General features: G+C 42.8%; 15 protein-coding genes and 4 tRNA genes. 13 read left to right on the top strand and 6 right to left on the bottom strand.

Features of this window, described 5'->3' with window-relative positions; translation table 11 throughout:
- Window positions 1-14: 14 nt before the first annotated feature.
- Together metW and metX are read right to left on the bottom strand one after the other, a co-directional pair.
- Window positions 15-623, bottom strand: coding sequence for a methionine biosynthesis protein MetW (gene metW / locus ACTXGF_RS24920; protein WP_057758464.1), 609 nt, complete (start codon window positions 621-623; stop codon window positions 15-17).
- Window positions 620-1969, bottom strand: a complete 1350-nt coding sequence (metX, locus tag ACTXGF_RS24915; RefSeq protein ID WP_443535637.1) for a homoserine O-acetyltransferase MetX — start codon at window positions 1967-1969, stop codon at window positions 620-622. The genes metW and metX overlap by 4 nt, the downstream gene beginning before the upstream one ends.
- A 489-nt stretch (window positions 1970-2458) precedes the next feature.
- On the opposite strand from metX, the gene hemH reads away from it, so the two are divergent.
- Window positions 2459-3478 (top strand): ferrochelatase, encoded by a 1020-nt coding sequence (hemH, locus tag ACTXGF_RS24910; protein WP_443535631.1) that lies wholly within the window; start codon window positions 2459-2461, stop codon window positions 3476-3478.
- A gap of 115 nt (window positions 3479-3593) precedes the next feature.
- Here hemH and ACTXGF_RS24905 read toward each other — a convergent pair whose 3' ends face one another.
- The 4 genes from ACTXGF_RS24905 to ACTXGF_RS24890 all read right to left on the bottom strand — a co-directional run bounded on the left by ACTXGF_RS24905 (window position 3594) and on the right by ACTXGF_RS24890 (window position 8739).
- Window positions 3594-3968 carry a hypothetical protein gene (locus ACTXGF_RS24905; RefSeq protein ID WP_443535629.1) on the bottom strand — a complete coding sequence of 125 codons (375 nt, stop codon included), beginning with the start codon at window positions 3966-3968 and terminating at the stop codon, window positions 3594-3596.
- A gap of 289 nt (window positions 3969-4257) precedes the next feature.
- Window positions 4258-4716 (bottom strand): hypothetical protein, encoded by a 459-nt coding sequence (locus ACTXGF_RS24900; protein WP_443535628.1) that lies wholly within the window; start codon window positions 4714-4716, stop codon window positions 4258-4260.
- A gap of 364 nt (window positions 4717-5080) precedes the next feature.
- Window positions 5081-8059 carry a DNA polymerase I gene (gene polA, locus ACTXGF_RS24895; protein WP_443535627.1) on the bottom strand — a complete coding sequence of 993 codons (2979 nt, stop codon included), beginning with the start codon at window positions 8057-8059 and terminating at the stop codon, window positions 5081-5083.
- A gap of 266 nt (window positions 8060-8325) precedes the next feature.
- Window positions 8326-8739 (bottom strand): Ohr family peroxiredoxin, encoded by a 414-nt coding sequence (locus tag ACTXGF_RS24890; RefSeq protein ID WP_057758473.1) that lies wholly within the window; start codon window positions 8737-8739, stop codon window positions 8326-8328.
- A gap of 268 nt (window positions 8740-9007) precedes the next feature.
- Between ACTXGF_RS24890 and ACTXGF_RS24885 the strand changes: the two genes are divergently transcribed.
- From ACTXGF_RS24885 to rimI, 12 genes are all read left to right on the top strand, one after another.
- A complete protein-coding gene (locus ACTXGF_RS24885; protein WP_443535624.1) occupies window positions 9008-9910 on the top strand; it encodes a hypothetical protein in 903 nt (300 codons plus the stop codon).
- Between the two features lie 204 nt (window positions 9911-10114).
- Complete coding sequence (locus ACTXGF_RS24880) at window positions 10115-11710, top strand: peptide chain release factor 3 (protein WP_102094627.1); 1596 nt, start codon at window positions 10115-10117, stop codon at window positions 11708-11710.
- A gap of 202 nt (window positions 11711-11912) precedes the next feature.
- The gene (locus ACTXGF_RS24875) at window positions 11913-12764 is read left to right on the top strand and encodes an RsiV family protein (protein ID WP_443535622.1); all 852 of its coding nucleotides are present in this window, start codon (window positions 11913-11915) and stop codon (window positions 12762-12764) included.
- 157 nt (window positions 12765-12921) lie between these two features.
- Window positions 12922-14205: an FHA domain-containing protein gene (locus tag ACTXGF_RS24870; protein ID WP_443535620.1), complete on the top strand. Its 1284-nt coding sequence runs from the start codon at window positions 12922-12924 to the stop codon at window positions 14203-14205.
- A 174-nt stretch (window positions 14206-14379) separates the two neighbouring features.
- Window positions 14380-15876: an anthranilate synthase component I gene (gene trpE, locus ACTXGF_RS24865; protein ID WP_443535618.1), complete on the top strand. Its 1497-nt coding sequence runs from the start codon at window positions 14380-14382 to the stop codon at window positions 15874-15876.
- 192 nt (window positions 15877-16068) lie between these two features.
- Window positions 16069-16144 (top strand) — tRNA-Thr (locus tag ACTXGF_RS24860).
- A gap of 67 nt (window positions 16145-16211) precedes the next feature.
- Window positions 16212-16295 (top strand) — tRNA-Tyr (locus tag ACTXGF_RS24855).
- An 84-nt stretch (window positions 16296-16379) separates the two neighbouring features.
- A tRNA-Gly gene (locus ACTXGF_RS24850) sits at window positions 16380-16453 on the top strand.
- Between the two features lie 103 nt (window positions 16454-16556).
- Window positions 16557-16631 (top strand) — tRNA-Thr (locus ACTXGF_RS24845).
- Window positions 16632-16840: 209 nt separating this feature from the next.
- Complete coding sequence (locus ACTXGF_RS24840) at window positions 16841-17158, top strand: DUF6122 family protein (protein ID WP_443535616.1); 318 nt, start codon at window positions 16841-16843, stop codon at window positions 17156-17158.
- A gap of 278 nt (window positions 17159-17436) precedes the next feature.
- Window positions 17437-18627: an elongation factor Tu gene (gene tuf / locus ACTXGF_RS24835; RefSeq protein WP_057758488.1), complete on the top strand. Its 1191-nt coding sequence runs from the start codon at window positions 17437-17439 to the stop codon at window positions 18625-18627.
- A 154-nt stretch (window positions 18628-18781) separates the two neighbouring features.
- On the top strand, window positions 18782-19276 hold the full coding sequence (rimI, locus tag ACTXGF_RS24830) for a ribosomal protein S18-alanine N-acetyltransferase (RefSeq protein ID WP_443535367.1): 495 nt from the start codon (window positions 18782-18784) through the stop codon (window positions 19274-19276).
- Window positions 19277-19370: the final 94 nt, after the last annotated feature.

Here is a 19370-nt window from a genome sequence, read left to right as displayed (position 1 = left end):
TGATAATTTAGCGGCTATTTTTTGGTCACTCGGTAGATAGCGACGTCTGCTAACAAGTTAGGCGCTTGCCTAATTAACGCCTTCATCAAAGGTGTATGACCTTTTTCAGAATCGCTAACCGCAAAACGATTAATAATATGAATATCATGCTGCGCACACAACAGCTCAAAATCTTTGAAGGTACATAGATGAATGTTTGGCGTGTTGTACCATTCGTAAGGCAGCGCTTCAGAAACAGGCATCATACCTTTAAGCCCTAAATGAATACGGTTTTGCCAATGCGCAAAGTTAGGGAAGGTGATGACTGCTTCACGGGCGACTCTCAGCATATCAAGCAACAACTCGTCAGGTGCTTTTACTGCTTGTAGGGCACGTGCCATGACGACCGTGTCAAAGCTGTTATCAGCAAAGCGCGCTAGACCATCGTTCAGGTCCTGCTCGACAATCGATAAGCCATTGCCAATCGCTTCATTGATTTTGTCTTCATCAATCTCTAGTCCATAACCTGTTACGCCTAGTTTTTGCTGTAAGTGGGCAAGCAGCTCGCCATTGCCACAACCTAAGTCCAGTACGTGTGCTTGTGGTGCAATCCAGCGCTCTGCCAGTTGGTGATCCATTCTCATGAGCGTTCTCCTGTGGCTGAGCGGCTAGGGGTAATAAATGGCGCAGTCAAAAATCCTTTAACTGCACCCATGTAGCGAGGAATATCGAACAAGAAGGAATCATGTCCGTGCGGCGCGTCAATATTGATATAGCTGACTGGTTTGCCAGTGGCCATCAGCGCATCGACAATCTCTTGCGAGCGCTCAGGTGCAAAGCGCCAGTCAGTAGTGAATGACACGACCAGATATTGGCATTGTGTATGAGCAAAGGCTGCTTTGAGCGCAGAAAGCTCTTGCTGACGATCAGACTCAATATCTTCAATCGTCGTTACTGTATCTTCTAACTCACTCTGTGCCTTCGCTTTGCTAGACTCGACTGAGGCCGCGATTGAGTCTTCTATTTGCACTGCCGACTCTGTAGTGTCTTTTACTACCGTTGATGGGTAGTCGCGCGTCGGATCAAAGTAATCTAAGGCTTTGGTCATGAGTAGATAAGTATTGGCATCGAAGTTTTCACTAAAGCGCTCGCCTTGATAGCGTAGGTAGCTTTCGACCTGAAACTCGACATCGTAGCCATACATGAATTTACCTGATTTTAAATCACGGCCAAATTTGGCTTTCATTGCGTCATCAGTTAAATAGGTAATATGGCCAACCATACGCGCCAATATCAGTCCGCGACGAGGATAAGTGCCTTCTTGTATATAGCGCCCGTCTTTAAAGTCAGGATCGGATAATATAGATTGGCGCGCCACTTCGTTAAAGGCGATATTTTGAGCAGATAGCTTTGGCGTACTGGCGATGACCACACAGCGCTTTAATCGCTCTGGATAATCAACAGACCATTGTAGCGCTTGCATACCGCCCATTGAGCCGCCGACAATGGCGTGCCAAACGTCGATGCCTAAACGATCTGAAAGCATTGCTTGGGTTTTTACCCAATCTTTGATGGTGATCAGCGGAAAATCAGGGCCATACACTTGCGGCTCATCGCTGCTATTTGCATCAAGGCTGTCCGAACTAACACTATCCGAACCAACGCTATCAGGGTTAATAGTGGTAGGCCCTGTTGAACCAAAACAGCTGCCGATATTATTGACACAGACCACATAAAACTGATTGGTATCAATCGCTTTATTAGGGCCAATCATATTGTCCCACCAGCCTGCTTTTTTGTCATCAGCGCTATGGAAGCCAGCTGCATGATGATTGCCCGATAACGCGTGACAAATCAGAATCGCATTTGATTTATTGCTATTGAGCGTACCGTAAGTCTCTACCATCAAGTCAAACGAGGGCAGGGTACGGTTGCATTCTAACGTTAAGGGCTCAGCGAAATGAAAATTCTGAGGCGTAACGACACCCACAGACCCTACAGCACTATCGGTATTGTCTGAGCCATTAGGGTGAGGTTGTGAATTAGGATGCTGGTCACTGGTATTATCAGAGCGTGCGTTCAAAGCTACCTCGCAAGACTACAATCATCAATAAAATAAAAGCAAAATGGCACGTTGCTAACAGGCTATTTTACCTACACGGTTTTTATAAACTGGGCCTGCCTATTGTATGGTGATGCGCGTTGGAGTACAACCATCGAGCGCGCCTTTCGAGCGCATCGATCATAGTTTTTATAGAAGGTGCGCTAGAAATGAATAACGAGTGAGCCGCCAGCATCAAGTAATCAAGAGTTAATAAATAGCAACTGCGTATCAAATTGTATGGGGGCGCTTTTAGCGCGCGTCATTAATGGATAAAATGCTACACTAATGAAGTGTCTATTCAACTGTGTCTTAACAGTATCGTCTCTTATTATTTTAACCTCACCCTTAATAACTTACTGCTAATAAAGTGCTGCTATGAAACCTAAATTGCCCCCACGTATTGCCGTTTTGTTAGTGAATCTTGGTACACCAGATGAGCCAACGGCCCCTGCCGTACGTCGCTACCTCAAACAGTTTTTGTCAGACCCACGAGTGATTGAGATTCCCAAATTCCTATGGGCTATTATTCTGAATCTATTTGTCTTACCAAGTCGTCCTAAGCGCGTAGCAAAGGCTTACGCCAGTATTTGGGAAGGTGATTCACCAATTCGTAAAATACTAAAAAGCCAAGTTGAGCTATTAGAACCACGTTTGGCTGATAGTGTGGCACCATTTCGAGTCTCCGTGCATCCTGCGATGAGCTATGGTAACCCTGGTTTGCCTGACGTTATGGATGCGCTACGTGGTGAAGGGGTTGATCATTTTGTTATTCTGCCGTTGTTTCCACAGTACTCTGCCTCTTCAGGTGGTGCTGTATATGATGCGCTGACGAAGTGGACGCTCAAGCAACGCAACTTGCCAAATTATACGATTGTCAAAGATTACTTTGCCCATCCACTATATATTCAAGCATTGGCCAACTCTATTCGCCGTTTTCAAGAGAAGCATGGCAAGCCTGAAAAATTGATGTTTAGTTTTCATGGTATCCCGCAGCCTTATGCTGATAAAGGCGATCCGTATCCTAAACGCTGTAAATGTACGGCTGCGCAAGTGGCACATGAACTTGGCCTGACAGAAGATGAATGGATTATCAGTTTCCAGTCTCGCTTTGGTAAGCAAGAGTGGGTTAAGCCATATACTGATGTGGTTTTGGAAGATTGGGGTCAGTCAGGTGTGCGCTCGGTACAGGTGATTAGTCCGGCGTTTTCAGCAGACTGTCTAGAAACATTAGAAGAGTTAGCCATTGAAAACCGTGATAATTTTCTTGAAGCAGGCGGGCAAGAGTATCATTATATTCCTGCGTTGAACCTTGATGAGACACATATTGAATTGCTTGAAGCATTGAGCTTGCCTCTAGTAAAAGGTTGGGCTGGCACGTTAGAGGGCTGGGTTTAGTCAATTAAGAGTCGCTGTTTTAGTAAATTGAATAGTAGAATAGAAAAAAGCACGCTTAATATAGTTAAGTGTGCTTTTTTGGTTTAGAGAGGTAGATCAACAATCGTACTAAGTTCTAAAAATCATCACCGTTGCTACGTTCGGCCGCTTCTCTATCAACAATATCCATGGCATCTGGATAATCGCTGTCATCAAGGTTGTCCTGAACCAAAATCTCATCGACACGTGACTCATCGATATTTTGACGATGCGCAGGTGTCAGCCCTTGGGTCGCATCACTACCGACTTCTGAGTTATTAAATCCCGCACTATTATCAATCACATCATCGTTATCAATAGTATGCAGCATAGGATTGTCCAAATCGACCAATTGGTTGTCTTGTTCATCCTGATTATTGTTATCTAAGTTATCGACGTTGTCATTATTGTCACGACGATTACCGTCAATATGATCCATCTCTTTTGGTAGTGGGTTTTTTGAATTTTCCATGAATAATTCCTTATTGTAGTTATTAGATGTCGCCATCATTAGAAATAAAAATATCGCGCTGACTTGTTAAAGTCATCGCTCATTGCAATGTAAATAATATGCTTCTCAGTTTGTACGCTTATTCAACTTTTCACTAGTAGTAAGGTGTGACAGGATGTTCAAAAAATGTAAGACGATGATTAGAACGCAAAACGGCTACTCAAGATGAGTAGCCGTAATTGTTTATAAAATTTTTGCTAAGTCTTTATACGATAGCAAGATTGCTACATAAGAAATCAAACTTATAGTGTTAATTATTGGCGTGGTCGAACTTATAATTTAACTTTTGTACTAGACATGACTGATAGTCAGCCAGTTTAAATCGCCATAAATAGGTCAAGGCGATACCATAAATGGCAGTCTCCGCCAGCTCTTCGACAATTTCACCAAATGTATGCGGGAACACAATAGCGTTCTCACCCATGTACTGAATGATAGCCAGTACAGTAACGCTAAGATAGAGCGTAACTGGCACGTTTTTTAGCACTGCCCATAGGTAATGCCTCGAGTAGACCAGCAAACCAAGCGCGACGAGATAGATAACGGTAAGGACGCTGTCCTCCCACCAGTCATAAGACTGACCAAGCATTGAAAAATCGCTTGGAACCAGTAAGTCTGGTAGATAGTTCAACTCTCGACGAATGACAGAGACGAATATAAGTACGGCTGCTAGCCAAAAAGCCTTAATTTGTTTGACATGACTTTTCATAACATATTGTGAACTGCGCAATAGGCATACTACCAAAAGGATAATGCCAGGGATTTCAATAATGCCATCTGAACTCAAGATAAATGACTCCTGCGTATCAAAAAGAATGTGTTAAAAACAAAAAAGTGAGCCCAAAGGCTCACTTTAAAGCAAAAATATCGAATAGTTAGGGTTTAACAGATGACCTATTATAAACTCCGTACCTAGATATTACTGTTATGAAATATAACTAACTGGTCATAAGTGATTGTTAATATAAACAATATATAATGACTCATTGTAGTATCAGTTATCAAAAACTGTCATATCTGCAAGGTATATAAATAATCGTGCCTTACATGCTTGATTAAATGGCAGTTAATGATTAATGCGCCTCATCCCAGTTTTGACCACTATCAGTCTCCACTAATAAAGGCACTGCAAAGTCGACATTCCAGCCTTTTTCTACTGCCGTAGTCGTCAATACATCTTGCATAGCATCGGTAATCAGCTGGCTAACTTCGTCTACTTTATCGGTATCTACTTCAAACACCAGTTCATCGTGAACCTGTAGCAGCATTTTAGCTTGCGCTTTTAGCAGCACTTTATCAACGGCAATCATAGCAAGTTTGATTAGATCAGCAGCAGAGCCTTGTAGTGGCGCATTAATCGCCGCGCGCTCAGCACCTTGCTTGACCATACGGTTACTATGATTGATATCAGGCGTATAGAGCTTGCGGCCCAATATTGTTTCGACATAACCTTGCTCATAGGCACTGGCACGAGTATTGATCATATAGTTTTTGACGCCTGGATAACGCTCAAAGTACATATCGATATAGTCTTGTGCTTCACCGCGACTCATTTGTAGCTGCTTGGCAAGTCCAAAGGCACTCATCCCGTATAGCAGACCAAAGTTAATGGCTTTAGCATTACGGCGCTCGGTCGAAGTGACGTCTGCGACATCCTTACCAAGTACTTCGGCAGCAGTAGCCGCGTGAATATCTAACCCTTCATTAAAGGCATGAGTTAGGTTTTTATCACCTGAAAAATGTGCCATTAAACGCAATTCAATTTGTGAATAATCCGCAGCCAAAATAACGCGACCTTCTGGGGCGATAAAGGCTTGACGAATTAAGCGACCAGTCGCAGTACGAATCGGAATATTTTGTAAGTTAGGATCTGTCGATGACAAACGCCCAGTGCTCGTTAATGCCTGATGGTAGCTAGTATGCACGCGATCGGTTTCGCTATCTGCGACATTATCAAGCGCATCAGTATAAGTACTTTTAAGCTTGGACAGTCCGCGATACTCTAGCGTAATATCGACCAATGGATGATCGATTTTTGATAGTACCGCCTCACCAGTCGAGTATTGACCAGACTTGGTTTTTTTACCACCAGCGACGCCTAGCTTTTCGAACAGCATTTCACCGAGCTGCTTAGGAGAGCCAAGATTGAACTCTTCACCTGCTACTTCATAAGCGCGCTTCTCTAGAGCGATAATTTCTTCATCAAAGCGTTTTGATAGCTCGTTTAAGAAGGAGCGTTTAATCAAAATACCATGCGCTTCCATTTGGCAAAGTATCTCTGCTGTTGGAATCTCTAGCTCGTGTAGTAATTTGGCATTATTGGCATCGTTAGCCAGCTCAACGCTGAACACGTCAAATAATTGATAGGTGATATCGGCATCTTCACAAGCATAATCGCTCGCGATATCGATAGCCACTTGGTCAAAGGTAACTTGCTTAGCGCCTTTACCTGCCACATCTTCAAAGCTGATGGTTTGCGTTTGTAGATAATGGCGTGCCAAATCATCCATACCGTGGCGAGTGGCTGCTGCATTGATGACATAGCTAGCAAGCATGGTATCCATTGCCCAGTTATTTGGCTGCTCATGTATGGCACCAACTAAGTCGATATCGTAGTGAGCGAGGATATGCGCATCGTACTTTAGATGCTGACCGATTTTACCGATATTTGGGTTCTCTAAGATAGGTTTTAAGCGAGCTAATACTGTATCACGATCAAGTTGCTTGGCAGTTAGCTCATCACCTTCTAGGCTATGCGTAAACGGAATGTAATAGGCTTCGTGTGCTTGCAACGCAAAGGATAAACCGACAATTTGTGCATCACGCCAATGAACGCTAGTGGTTTCGGTATCAATGACAAAGTGCGGAGCAGCTTCTAACAATTCGACCAAGCTATCAAACGCTTGCTCATCGAGTACAGTGTGCCACGCTTTATCATGGTTAGTGCTGTCTTTGATGTTGTCGCTCTTAGTTGATTGGAGCGATTTTGCCACCTGTGCCTGTGACTCCGTATCGGCTTGGCTATCAGCAACACTTTTAGAGCCATTGGCAGGATGATTTGGATGGTCAAGCGATGCCAGCTCATTTCTAAACTCAAGCTCATTATATAAGTCGCGCAATTCATCTATATGAGCACAAGGGTCAGTATTGATTTTTAGGTCATTCCAATCTTGACCGATTGCTAAGTTAGTGACGATGGTGGCTAGCTTCCTATTAAAAGGAATATCGTCAGCGTGTTCAATCAGACCTTTTGCCCCGCGACCTTTGATAAAGCCAATATGTTTGAGCATGTTTTCGATATCACCATACTCAACGAGTAGGTCTTTAGCGGTCTTTTTACCGATACCAGGTACGCCTTTGATACCATCAGAGGCATCACCCATTAGCGTTAAGAAATCGATCATTTGATTTGGATTGATACCAAACTTATCGATTACTGCTGGCGTATCCGTGACTTTACCTGTAAAGCTGTCTTCTAGTATCACGCAGTCATTGACCAGCTGCATCATGTCTTTATCACCCGTTGAGATGACCACATGATGGCCTTGCTCGACAGCACGATAGGCAAGTGTACCGATGATATCATCCGCTTCTGCACCCTCGATACGCAATAGAGGAATACCTAATGCGGTGACCAAACGATGAATATAAGGGATTTGCTCTACCAGCTCGACATCGATGGGCGGACGAGCGGCTTTGTAATCAGCAGACATATGATGGCGAAAAGTCGGTGATTTGGTGTCAAAGCAGACAGCCATGTGGGTAGGGTGATAGCGACGCATCAGCTTGAGTAGTGCGTTAAGTGTGCCACGTATCGCATTGGTGATTAGGCCCTGCGAGTTTTGCATAGTTTTTGGCAAGGCGTGATAAGTGCGGAACAGATAATAGGATCCATCAACCAAAATAAAAGGCGGCTGATCTTTGTCTACATGACTGATATCCATCAGCGCCACGTTAGGCATGCTATCGAAGTTTGGTAATGCTTTGGGGTCAAGCGCTTGGTGAGAGTTGTGGTCGTTATCGGTGGTATTGTCAGCTATGTCATCAGTCATAAAAGTCACTTATCAGCTATTAGATAAAAATATATACGCTTATTATAACGATAAAATCATCGTGTGCCGAACTGCTTAACCGTTACGAGATGTTCTATCGTGTTCTTTTTTATTGAAATCTATATTGAGTTTTCGATATTTCATGTCTAAGACAAATAAATTGCTAAAAACAAAAAAAGAACCCAGATAATCTGAGTTCTTTTGGTATTGGATGACTATCGACTACTTGTCATTCAATAGACGTTGATAACGAGTCTTTGAATGCGTTATTTTACTTCTGAAGAGACTTCTACATCGATGTTACCGCTGGTCGCTTTCGAATATGGGCATACTTCATGCGCTTTTTCGACCAATTTTTGGATCTCGTCAGCAGATAGGTCTGTATTATCAGCGATGACATGGATTTTTACGGCAAGCTTATATTCGTGATTGTCACCTTGTAATAAGTCTACAGAGGTCTCAACAGTTGAGCCAAATGTTGCGCTTTCCATTTTTTTGACCACGCCTAAAGCACCATCAAAACAAGCGCCATAACCCATAGCCAGTAATTGCTCAGGGTTATTACCTTTTTCATTACCGCCTGGTGGTACCATATTGATTTCAAGATCGCTATCGCTTAAGGTTGCTGTACCCATGCGGCCGCCAGTAACAGTAGATTTGGTAGAGTATAGAGATTTCATGACACATCCTTTGTTGTAAGTTTTTATGTTTATATTTGAGTGGTAAGTCTTAATATGAAACTTAGCATAACAAATCGCTCACGCAGCTCAGTGCATAGAGAGTAAATATATACTGCTAGTTTGTAAATGAGATTTCGAGCTCAGTTTTATTCGTTTTTATATTTACAAGCTTATCGTATAGGCGTCAAAGAGGTACAATAGCGGTAATGAGCCATATATACGTTATCAGTACGGATAATAGAAATCTGAATCATAAGGACATTGTTTGATGAATAGATGGATTGCGATACCTAGTGTTTGTTTTTTGACGACGCTTGCTTTGATAGGATGCGAAGAAGAAGACGGCGCTTATGGGACGGCTAGTAGCAAGATTACATTGACAAGCTTTGCTAATAGTTACGATAGCAAAGCCAATGCTACGGCAATTGCGCGTATTGATGAAACGTATCGTACTGGTGCGCGCGAGATCAAAACAACCAATCTCATCAACAGTTATAGTAATCAAAGCCTGAATGATTTAGACAGAACCGTGCTGGCAGATGATTTCGAGGGTCGACTTGAAAACAAAGACATCGAGGTTAATAATCGGACGGTCAAACGCCCCATCTATGAAAAAAACACCAATAACCAGCTAGACTACCAAACCACTTATAAGACACTTAACTTATCAGGGCTGCGTGCGAACAGCTATGTTGCTAGTACAAACGTGAACAATAGATACGGTATTATTACCGACTTAAATAACTATTCTGAAATTCCGACCAATGTTGCTTTTCCTGAAGGGTCAGTTTGTTACATCCCTGTAGTAACCAGTGAGCGCTCATTTTTGGCATTTAATGAGAAAAACAAGACTGGATACGCCTCAATAGAGAGATGGATTGAAGTGGCCAAAACCCGCTTTAGTGCGGATAGAGATCATAGAACTTCTCAGTTCGGAGTTGGCGTAGGCAATCAGCAACAAGCTGCGCAAGTCATGTTTTTCGAATACGATGATCAGCCTGCTTATGAGTATAGCGGTGTTGAATACGGAAAAGACGTCTATGAGGCAAACTATGTCGCCAAAGGTAGCACTGATCCGAACACAGACAGTCGTTTTGACGTAGTCGATTGTACAATCGTCAATGAAGTGGCTGGCGACTTCTTAGCTGAGCAAATAGAACGCTACTATTAAGATGAATTGATGGCTGTTAGTCGTGCTAATTAAGCATGATGATCGCAATTAAAAGCCCAAAAACACGCTTCGTTGAAATAACGGGGCGTGTTTTTTTATACGCTAATTCTGCACCCTGATGCTAAATCCGCTACAATATGCCCATTATTTATTTTATTTATTTAGAGTCACTTCTAAATCACATAACTGTTGAAGCTGAAAATTATGAGCGTAGATCCAAAGAAATTAAACAAAGAAGTTGCTAAGCGCCGCACCTTTGCCATTATCTCGCATCCCGATGCTGGTAAGACCACCATGACCGAAAAACTCCTGTTGTGGGGTCAAGCGATTCAGGTAGTGGGCGAAGTAAAAGGCCGTAAGACAGATCGTCATGCAACCTCAGATTGGATGAGCATGGAACAAGAGCGTGGTATCTCGATTACGACGTCTGTCATGCAGTTTCCGTATAAAGACCATATGGTCAACCTACTAGATACCCCAGGTCACGCCGACTTTAGTGAAGATACGTATCGTACTTTGACCGCAGTGGATAGTGCGCTGATGATGGTCGATGGTGCAAAAGGTGTCGAAGAACGAACCATCAAGCTGATGGAAGTATGTCGTATGCGCGATACGCCTATCATCTCATTCGTCAACAAGCTGGATCGTCAGATTCGTGAGCCGCTTGAATTGCTTAGCGAAATCGAAGCCGTTCTAAAAATCAAATGTATCCCAGTGACTTGGCCTATCGGTATGGGTCAAGACTTCATTGGCGTCTATCATTTGACTGAAAATAAAACTTACTTTTATGAAAAAGGTAATGGCGGCAAGATGACGGTCTCTGAGACTCGTGAAGGCTATGATTATCCAGATATCCGTGAGCGTCTAGGACAACTGATGTTTGACGCTTTTGAAGAGTCGCTTGAGCTGGTACAGATGGCGCTAGAAGAGTTCAGTGTTGAAGCATTTTTGGCTGGCGAGATGACGCCAGTATTGTTTGGCACGGCATTAGGTAACTTTGGGGTGAACATGGTACTTGATACCTTGGTCAAATATGCACCGCCGCCAAAAGCCCATCCAACGACTGAGCGTGAAGTATCAGCCACCGAGACAGATTTTACAGGTTTTGTCTTTAAGATTCAGGCCAATATGGATCCACGTCATCGTGACCGTATTGCGTTCTTGCGAGTGTGCTCTGGTAAGTACGAGAAGGGCATGAAAATGAAGCACGTGCGTCTGGGTAAAGACGTACGTATTGCCGATGCGCTGACCTTTTTAGCAGGTGACCGTGAGGCGCTAGAAGAAGCCTATCCAGGTGATATCATTGGCTTGCATAACCATGGCACCATCTCCATCGGTGACAGCTTCACTGAAGGCGAAGAGTTAAGCTTTACAGGTATTCCGCATTTTGCTCCTGAATTGTTCCGCCGTGTGGTACTAAAAGATCCGCTTAAATCAAAAGCCCTGCAAAAAGGTCTTCAACAATTAAGTGAAGAGGGCGCCACGCAGGTCTTTATGCCACAGATTAATAATGATTTGGTTTTGGGTGCGGTTGGTGTACTACAGTTTGAAGTAGTCGCGCATCGTCTAAAAGAAGAGTACAAAGTTCAATGTACCTTTGAGCCAGTATCGATAGCTACAGTACGCTGGATTCATTGCGATGATGAAGTAGCATTGGCGAAGTTCAAGAAAAAAGCCCATGACCAATTGTCGATAGATGGTGGTGGTTATTTGACTTACCTTGCACCATCACGCGTCAATCTACAGCTGATGCAAGACCGCTATCCAGAAGTGACTTTTAGTAGCACTCGCGAACATTAAATTTATTTATACGCTTATATCGTTTATTGATTAAGACACGCCAGCCGTGTCTTTTTTATTGCCTGTATTTACGTCTTAAGTAGTAAGAATCAGATATCCGTTTGCTTACATCACCTCAAAAACGTGAACAGTCTTCCTACAATACATTGCAATTGTTACGGTAGAATATTGAATGGCGTTTTATATTTATAAAAGAGGACATATGCATACTACGACTCAAACTAATGATAAATCTATATCGGCTGATCTATTTTCGATAAAGGTAAGCCAGAGACGTTCAATTGCTATGTTGACTGGCAGCCTATTGTTAAGTGCCGTTAGTATGTCGGTAAATGCAGGAAGCTTTATTAGCAGCACTGAATACCTACCGTATCAACTACCCAGTAATATACAAGAGACATGTGACAAGCGTGATAACTGTCCAGAGATTGAAGTTAAATATCTCAAAAGCAGTCAAAACTGGATAGATGAGATTGCCAATGCTCGTATCGATAACTTAGTCGTCAATAGTCAGATGACAGAATCAGCACCTATTAAGGGTAAAAGCAGCGAAAAAGAAGTTACGGATGCCCTTGATAGCTTTGTGAGCTCGCAATTTCAAGATATGCCTGATGATGTGTCGTGGGGTTATAACCTGATAATAACGCCTAATTACTTAGGTCATGTCGATGAGTTTGAACTGTTTGAGATTAGTTCCTATGTCTATACGGGCGGTGCACACGGCATGCCTTATAGCGAGTACCTAGTATTTGACCCAAGTACCAAAAAGCAAGTCACGCTTGACGATATGCTTATCTCAGGTAAAAAACCTCGTTTTGAGGCGCTTGCCTATGATGCTTATAAAACGTGGGTTAAAACGGTTGCTGAAGACGTGAGCAGTTATGAGGAAAACTGGCCATTTACGTTGAGTGATAATGTGACTTTGACAGATACAGGCGTTAGCATTCGTTATCAGCATTATTCTATCGGTCCATACGCTTACGGTATGCCTGTCCTTAATATCCCCTATAGCAAGCTTGATAAAGTCATAAAACCTCGCTTTATACCAAAGTAAATACTGTATGGTGTTTGAGGAAAGTACTTAATAAACCGTACTAGGCAACTATTATTAAAGAAATAGCGACAATACTTATCATAAATTGGCAGTAATATTTTAGAGTTATTATTTTTAGCATCATTGGATATTCAATAGAAAAATAAGGAGTTATAACATGACAAACGAGACAGATAGTATGAATATGGCAGCAAGCGCAACTTGGCAGCTGAATGCATTGACCGAAGCGCTAGGTGACCTGACACTGACAGTTAGTGATAGCTTATCTATAGGTCGTGGTAGTGATAACGACGTAGTGCTAGGTAGCAAGCAGGTTTCTCGCAACCATGCAGTGCTCAGTGTGCTAGATGGTCAGCTGTATGTGAAGGACTTAGATTCTTCTAATGGCACGTTTATCAATGAGCAACGTATCGAAGGTAATGAATCTAGTCATCTAAAAGCAGATGATACGCTTGGCTTTGCAAGTTTTAGCTTTCAAGTACAGGCATCTGCTGCACCTGCGACGACGGAAAGTGAGGCACTAGCACCAGTGACCACAGAAGAGCCAGTAGCAGATACACATGAGCATGCTGACACGGCTACTGTGCTAGAAACTCCTGCTAGTGAGCCTGTGACCGAAGAGCAAATAGTTGAGGAAAGCGTTCTTGAGGAAGAGCCGATCATAGAGCAAACAGGCAACGAGCCAGTGATCAAAGAAACTGGCATCGAAGAAATGTTACCTGCTACAGATGATACTGTACCTGTAGATGCCGGCTCAGATATGACCGAAGACTCAGTAACTCCTACGCACGAAACCGTTGAACCAGTTGTTGAAGAACCAGTTGTTGAAGAGCCGGCTTTTGAAGAACCAGCTGTTGAAGAGCTAGCTGTTGAAGAGCTAGCTACTGAAGAAGCCGTTGCTACAGAGTCAGTTGTCAAAGAAACAGGGATTGATGAAGTACTGTCTGACGCGGATGCGGCATCGCCTACGCCAGTAGAAGACACGCCAGTTGCCACAGAAGGGGTAGATGACACATCTGTACCAACAGCAACTGAAACAGAAGCTGTGACGTCTACAGAGTCATCACATGCAGCATCTACTGATAGCGCGCCAGTGGTAGAAGAGCAGCCAGTAATGCATGAAGAGCCAGTAATGCATGAAGAGCCAGCAGTCCAAGACGAACACGACAAAACGACAAAAACAGAGTTACAAGAAGAAGCTGACCCTGAAGTTTTAAAAGCCAAACAAGCAGCTAGCGCCCAGTTTTCAGGCACGGCTAATTTAGGGCAGCCGCGCGATCTTGGTACCGAAGGTAATAATGCGATGGATCAAGAAATCAGCAACCCTGCTCATGCAGGTCATGTAGAGAAAAAAGCGAGCGGCGGCTGGTTCATATGGGTATTTGTGACCATTCTAATTATCGGTTTGGCCTTATGGTTGTTTAATATGGGCGGTGCATAATTCAATTCTACACTAGGTCTTTGTCGTAATTCTTGATAAATAGCCTTGTGGCGCTTGCCGTTTTTTAAACAAATGACTCATTATAGCGTCGATATTTTAGCGAATATTGGCGCTATATTTTATAGAGTAGCTTATAGTTTATTACTGCCTATAAGGTGCTAAGAGAGCGCTATTATGATGACTTTTGAAGAATACCAAGCTTTTAGAGATAGAGGCTTTAGTCACGCACCGCTAGTAAAAAAGCGTCTGATGGATGCGCAGACTCCCGTATCTGTATTCTCCAAAGTACGTGATCTAAATGGCTCTGCCTATCTGTTTGAGTCTGTGGTAGGTGGAGAGCGCTGGGCACGATACTCCATGATTGGATTGGGTAGTGATCTGATTTTGCAGTACGCTGATGGCAATATGACGACCAAACGAAATGATCATATCGATACAGAGTCAGTAGAGAATCCCTTTGATTACCTGCGTGAGCTGATGGCGCAGTATCACATGCCAACCGCTGAAGATGTGCCAACGATGCCGAGCTTTAGTGGCGGTCTAGTCGGTTACTTTGGATACGATATGGTACGTGTTATTGAGCCAAGTGTCGGCTTATCTGATGCGCCCAATCCAATGTCGATGCCAGATATGTGGCTGATGCTTTCGATGAGCGTTATTGTATTTGATAATTTAGAGAATACGCTATCAATCATCGTCTATGCTAATTGCCAGTCTGAGGATGGCTACAGTTCAGCTATCCGTGAGCTAGAACAAATCGAGGAAAAGCTAGCAGAGCCATCAAACCTGCGCGCACCTGTAATGCCTACGCCTAAATTTATATCGCAAACAGGTGCCGAAAAATATTGTAGCGATGTCAATAAAATAAAGAATTACATTGCCGCAGGTGACGTCATGCAGGTAGTACCAGCGCAGCGTTTGACCGCGGACTATACAGGCGACTCTCTAGCCGTCTATCGTGCGCTCCGCTACCTAAACCCATCACCATATCTGTTTTTGGTGCATGGTTATACACTCGACGATCATAAACGCTTTGATATTATCGGTGCTTCTCCTGAAATCCTATCCCGTATCGAAAATGGAAAAGTGACGGTAAGGCCGCTAGCAGGGACACGGCAACGTGGCCGAGATGAAGCTGAAGATCTAGCGCTTGAGCAAGAGCTGCTAAATGATGAGAAGGAGACAGCCGAGCATTTGATGCTCATTGATTTGGGTCGCAATGATATTGGCCGCGTTTGCGAGTATGGCAGTGTCAAAGTCACAGAAAAGATGTTTATAGAGCGCTACTCACAAGTAATGCACATCGCATCTAACGTTGAGGGCACGATACGAGCTGACAAAGATGCATTAGATGTGTTTTGTGCCACTTTCCCAGCTGGGACGCTATCGGGTGCACCTAAAATCCGCGCTATGCAAATCATCGATGAGATAGAACCGGTGCGTCGAACGGTGTTTGGCGGTTCAGTAGGTTATTTAGGTTGGAATGGTAATATGGACACGGCCATTGCTATCCGTACTGCGGTGATGCGCCGTGGTGAGATACATATTCAAGCTGGAGCAGGAGTCGTAGCTGATTCTGTACCAGAAAAAGAATGGGATGAAACCAATAAAAAAGCATTAGCACTAATAAAAGCGGTAGAAATGGCCTGTAACGGCTTGCGCATTCGCTAATTAAATAGCCAGTGATATGGCAAAAATAAAGGCTGCAAGCAAAAAGCCAATTTATTACCATATTTTTATTTATAAAAAAACTAGCTTAATCAGTGACTTAAATATTTATATCAAATTAATTTAAAAAAAGATGAAAAAGTACTTGCGCATCTCAAAAAATTTGATAGAATAGCCACCACTTTAAGAGAACAAGCCGACTTAGCTCAGTTGGTAGAGCAACTGACTTGTAATCAGTAGGTCGCCAGTTCGATCCCGGCAGTCGGCACCATCTCTCTTAAAGTAGCTTTTTATGAATTTGTCTTAAATGTAAGTCATTTTTGTTCAAAGCAACCTAAGGTGGGGTTGGGGAGCGGTCAAACCCAACAGACTGTAAATCTGTCGCGAAAGCTTCGAAGGTTCGAATCCTTCCCCCACCACCATATTTTCTAAAGTTTGTCATAGCGCCAAGCATACTCTCTATATCTCATAACTCTCGATTAGAGTTATCCTGAATAAGAGTAAATGCGGGTGTGGTATAATGGTAACACCTTAGCCTTCCAAGCTAATGACGCGGGTTCGATTCCCGCCACCCGCTCCATATATACACCATCGCAAAGCATAACAACAAATCATCACGAGAGTCAGTAATTATTGCTGCATCGTGATATTTTTTTTAGTGCAGCTCAAAGGTTTCAACATACGCTCATATAGCTCAGCGGTAGAGCACTCCCTTGGTAAGGGAGAGGTCTCGAGTTCAATTCTCGATATGAGCTCCATTTATTGTTTATACCTTTTATGCTTGTTTTGCTATTTATATAACTTTGCGTCGATATCGAAATTATAGAATATTGAAATATATAACAGTAGTGCGGTAGACAATGATTCAAAGGTGACACTGAGGTGTTGCCTTTTAGTGCTGTCAGTATATTAATAAATATTGGTTTTGATGGTCCTATATAGAGAAGACTAAAGCTAATAGGCCAGTATGCAGACATTAATACATTACTTTTTGCATTTTGGTTTCCCTCTTTTTATCGCGATTGCGTTTTTTAGAAAAGAGTGGAAAAAAGCATATCTGATTTTGCTTGCAACCATGTTGGTTGATATAGATCATCTGGTAGCAAATCCAATATTTCAGGCAAATAGATGTAGCATTAATTTTCATCCGTTACATACTTATTATGCGATGCTAGTGTATTTTGTTTTACTCTTTCTTCGTAAGCCTTTTAATATCGTTGGAACTGGACTGTTGTTCCATATGTTAACGGATTTTACGGATTGTTTGATGATGTCGGTCAGCTAATATCGCGACCTTGCATATCAAGATAATTATACGGTTATAAGAAAGGTTATAATCAATCGAGCTTTATATCTACTAGTTAGAGAGAAGTTGATTTCGATTGAGAGATGTATGACTATTTAAGACAAGTCAGCGTATAATAACGGATACAAGAATTAGTTCGGAGCACTGTTTAAGCAGTGGTTCGTGCGGTTGATAGCTAGGTTTATGATGATTTAATTCTATTATGAGCCATTAAACAGCTTTTTATTGATCATTCACCAAAAAAAGAGGAAATACCCATGGCAAAGGCCAAGTTTGAACGTAACAAGCCACACGTCAACGTCGGTACAATCGGACACGTTGACCATGGTAAAACAACCCTTACCGCTGCAATCGCAACCGTAGCTGCAATCACCTCTGGTGGCGAAGCGAAAGACTATGCGTCTATTGACTCAGCACCAGAAGAAAAAGCACGTGGTATTACAATCAACACCTCACACGTAGAATATGACACAGACAGCCGTCACTATGCTCACGTAGATTGCCCAGGTCACGCCGATTATGTTAAAAACATGATCACTGGTGCTGCCCAGATGGACGGCGCAATCCTAGTAGTATCTGCAACTGACGGCCCAATGCCACAGACTCGTGAGCACATCTTGCTTTCACGTCAGGTTGGCGTACCGTACATCATCGTATTCATGAACAAATGTGACATGGTTGATGACGAAGAATTGTTAGAGCTAGTAGAAATGGAAGTTCGTGAACTATTGAACGACTATGACTTCCCAGGCGACGACACTCCTATCGTTAAAGGTTCTGCTACTGAAGCCCTAAAAGGCTCAGAAGAAAAATACGGCCAACCAGCTGTTGTAGAACTACTAAACGTACTAGACACCTACATCCCAGAGCCAGAGCGTGACATCGACAAAGCATTCCTAATGCCAATCGAAGACGTATTCTCAATCTCAGGTCGTGGTACTGTAGTAACAGGCCGTGTTGAATCTGGTATCGTTAAAGTTGGCGACGAGATCGAAATCGTTGGTATCCGTGACACTCAAAAAACCACCTGTACTGGTGTAGAGATGTTCCGTAAACTGCTTGACGAAGGTCGTGCAGGCGAAAACTGTGGCGTACTACTACGTGGTACTAAGCGTGAAGACGTACAACGTGGCCAAGTACTAGCTAAGCCAGGTTCAATCACTCCTCACACCAAGTTTGACGCTGAAGTATATGTATTGTCAAAAGAAGAGGGTGGTCGTCACACACCATTCCTAAACGGCTATCGTCCACAGTTCTACTTCCGTACTACTGACGTAACTGGCGCAATCCAATTACAAGACGGTACTGAAATGGTAATGCCTGGTGATAACGTTGAGATGGGCGTAGAGCTTATCCACCCAATCGCTATGGACAAAGGTCTTCGCTTCGCAATTCGTGAAGGCGGCCGTACTGTAGGCGCTGGTGTTGTTGCTAACGTATTGAACTAATATAAGTCTCAGTAATGAGCTTTTGAATTAGTCATAAAAAAGGCCATCCTATCTAGGGTGGCCTTTTTTTTGTTGAGAAATAAATAATGTAGTTACTTACTCATATAATTTAAGTACAACCAAATGATAAGACTAATGAAATGAAAGGAACGTCATGTTTGCGATAGAAGTATTACCAATAAATACAGCAGAACTCGAAAACGTTATTCAAACTGTTGCCAATATAGAAGCAATGGTGCAACCAGATGATGCTTGGAATCAGAAAACATTGACTGAGTTGCTTGAGCAGAACAGTATTCGTCTATTGACTGCTTACGATCAAATCGAAGAAGAGAGTACTTCTTACCGTGAGATAGTTGGCTATTGCTTATATCAAACAACTTTTGAGCAAGCAGAGGTGTTACGTATCGGAACTGATCCAAAGTACCAACGCCAAGGCATTGCTTCACAGGTATTGAACAAACTGCATGAGCTGTTACAGCTTAATCAGGTAGAGAGTCTTTTGTTAGAGGTACGTGCAGACAATACAGCGGCGATAGCGTTATACGAGCAACAGGCATTCAATATTATTCATAAGCGTAAAGGATATTATAAAATGCCACATAAACCAGCAGTCGATGCATTAATCATGCAGCATACTTATATTTAATGAAGTGAGTAAAGCTTAGGGCATGTCCTCAATTCAAACGAGTGTCCTCTAAATGGGCTAAAAACAGCTAAATTTTGCCAAACATCGTCAAATA

It is taken from the genome of Psychrobacter sp. 1Y6, assembly GCF_052258385.2.
GTDB lineage: Bacteria > Pseudomonadota > Gammaproteobacteria > Pseudomonadales > Moraxellaceae > Psychrobacter.
The sequence above is the reverse complement of the archived record's forward strand: the minus strand, read 5'-3'. Positions and strand labels throughout refer to the sequence as shown.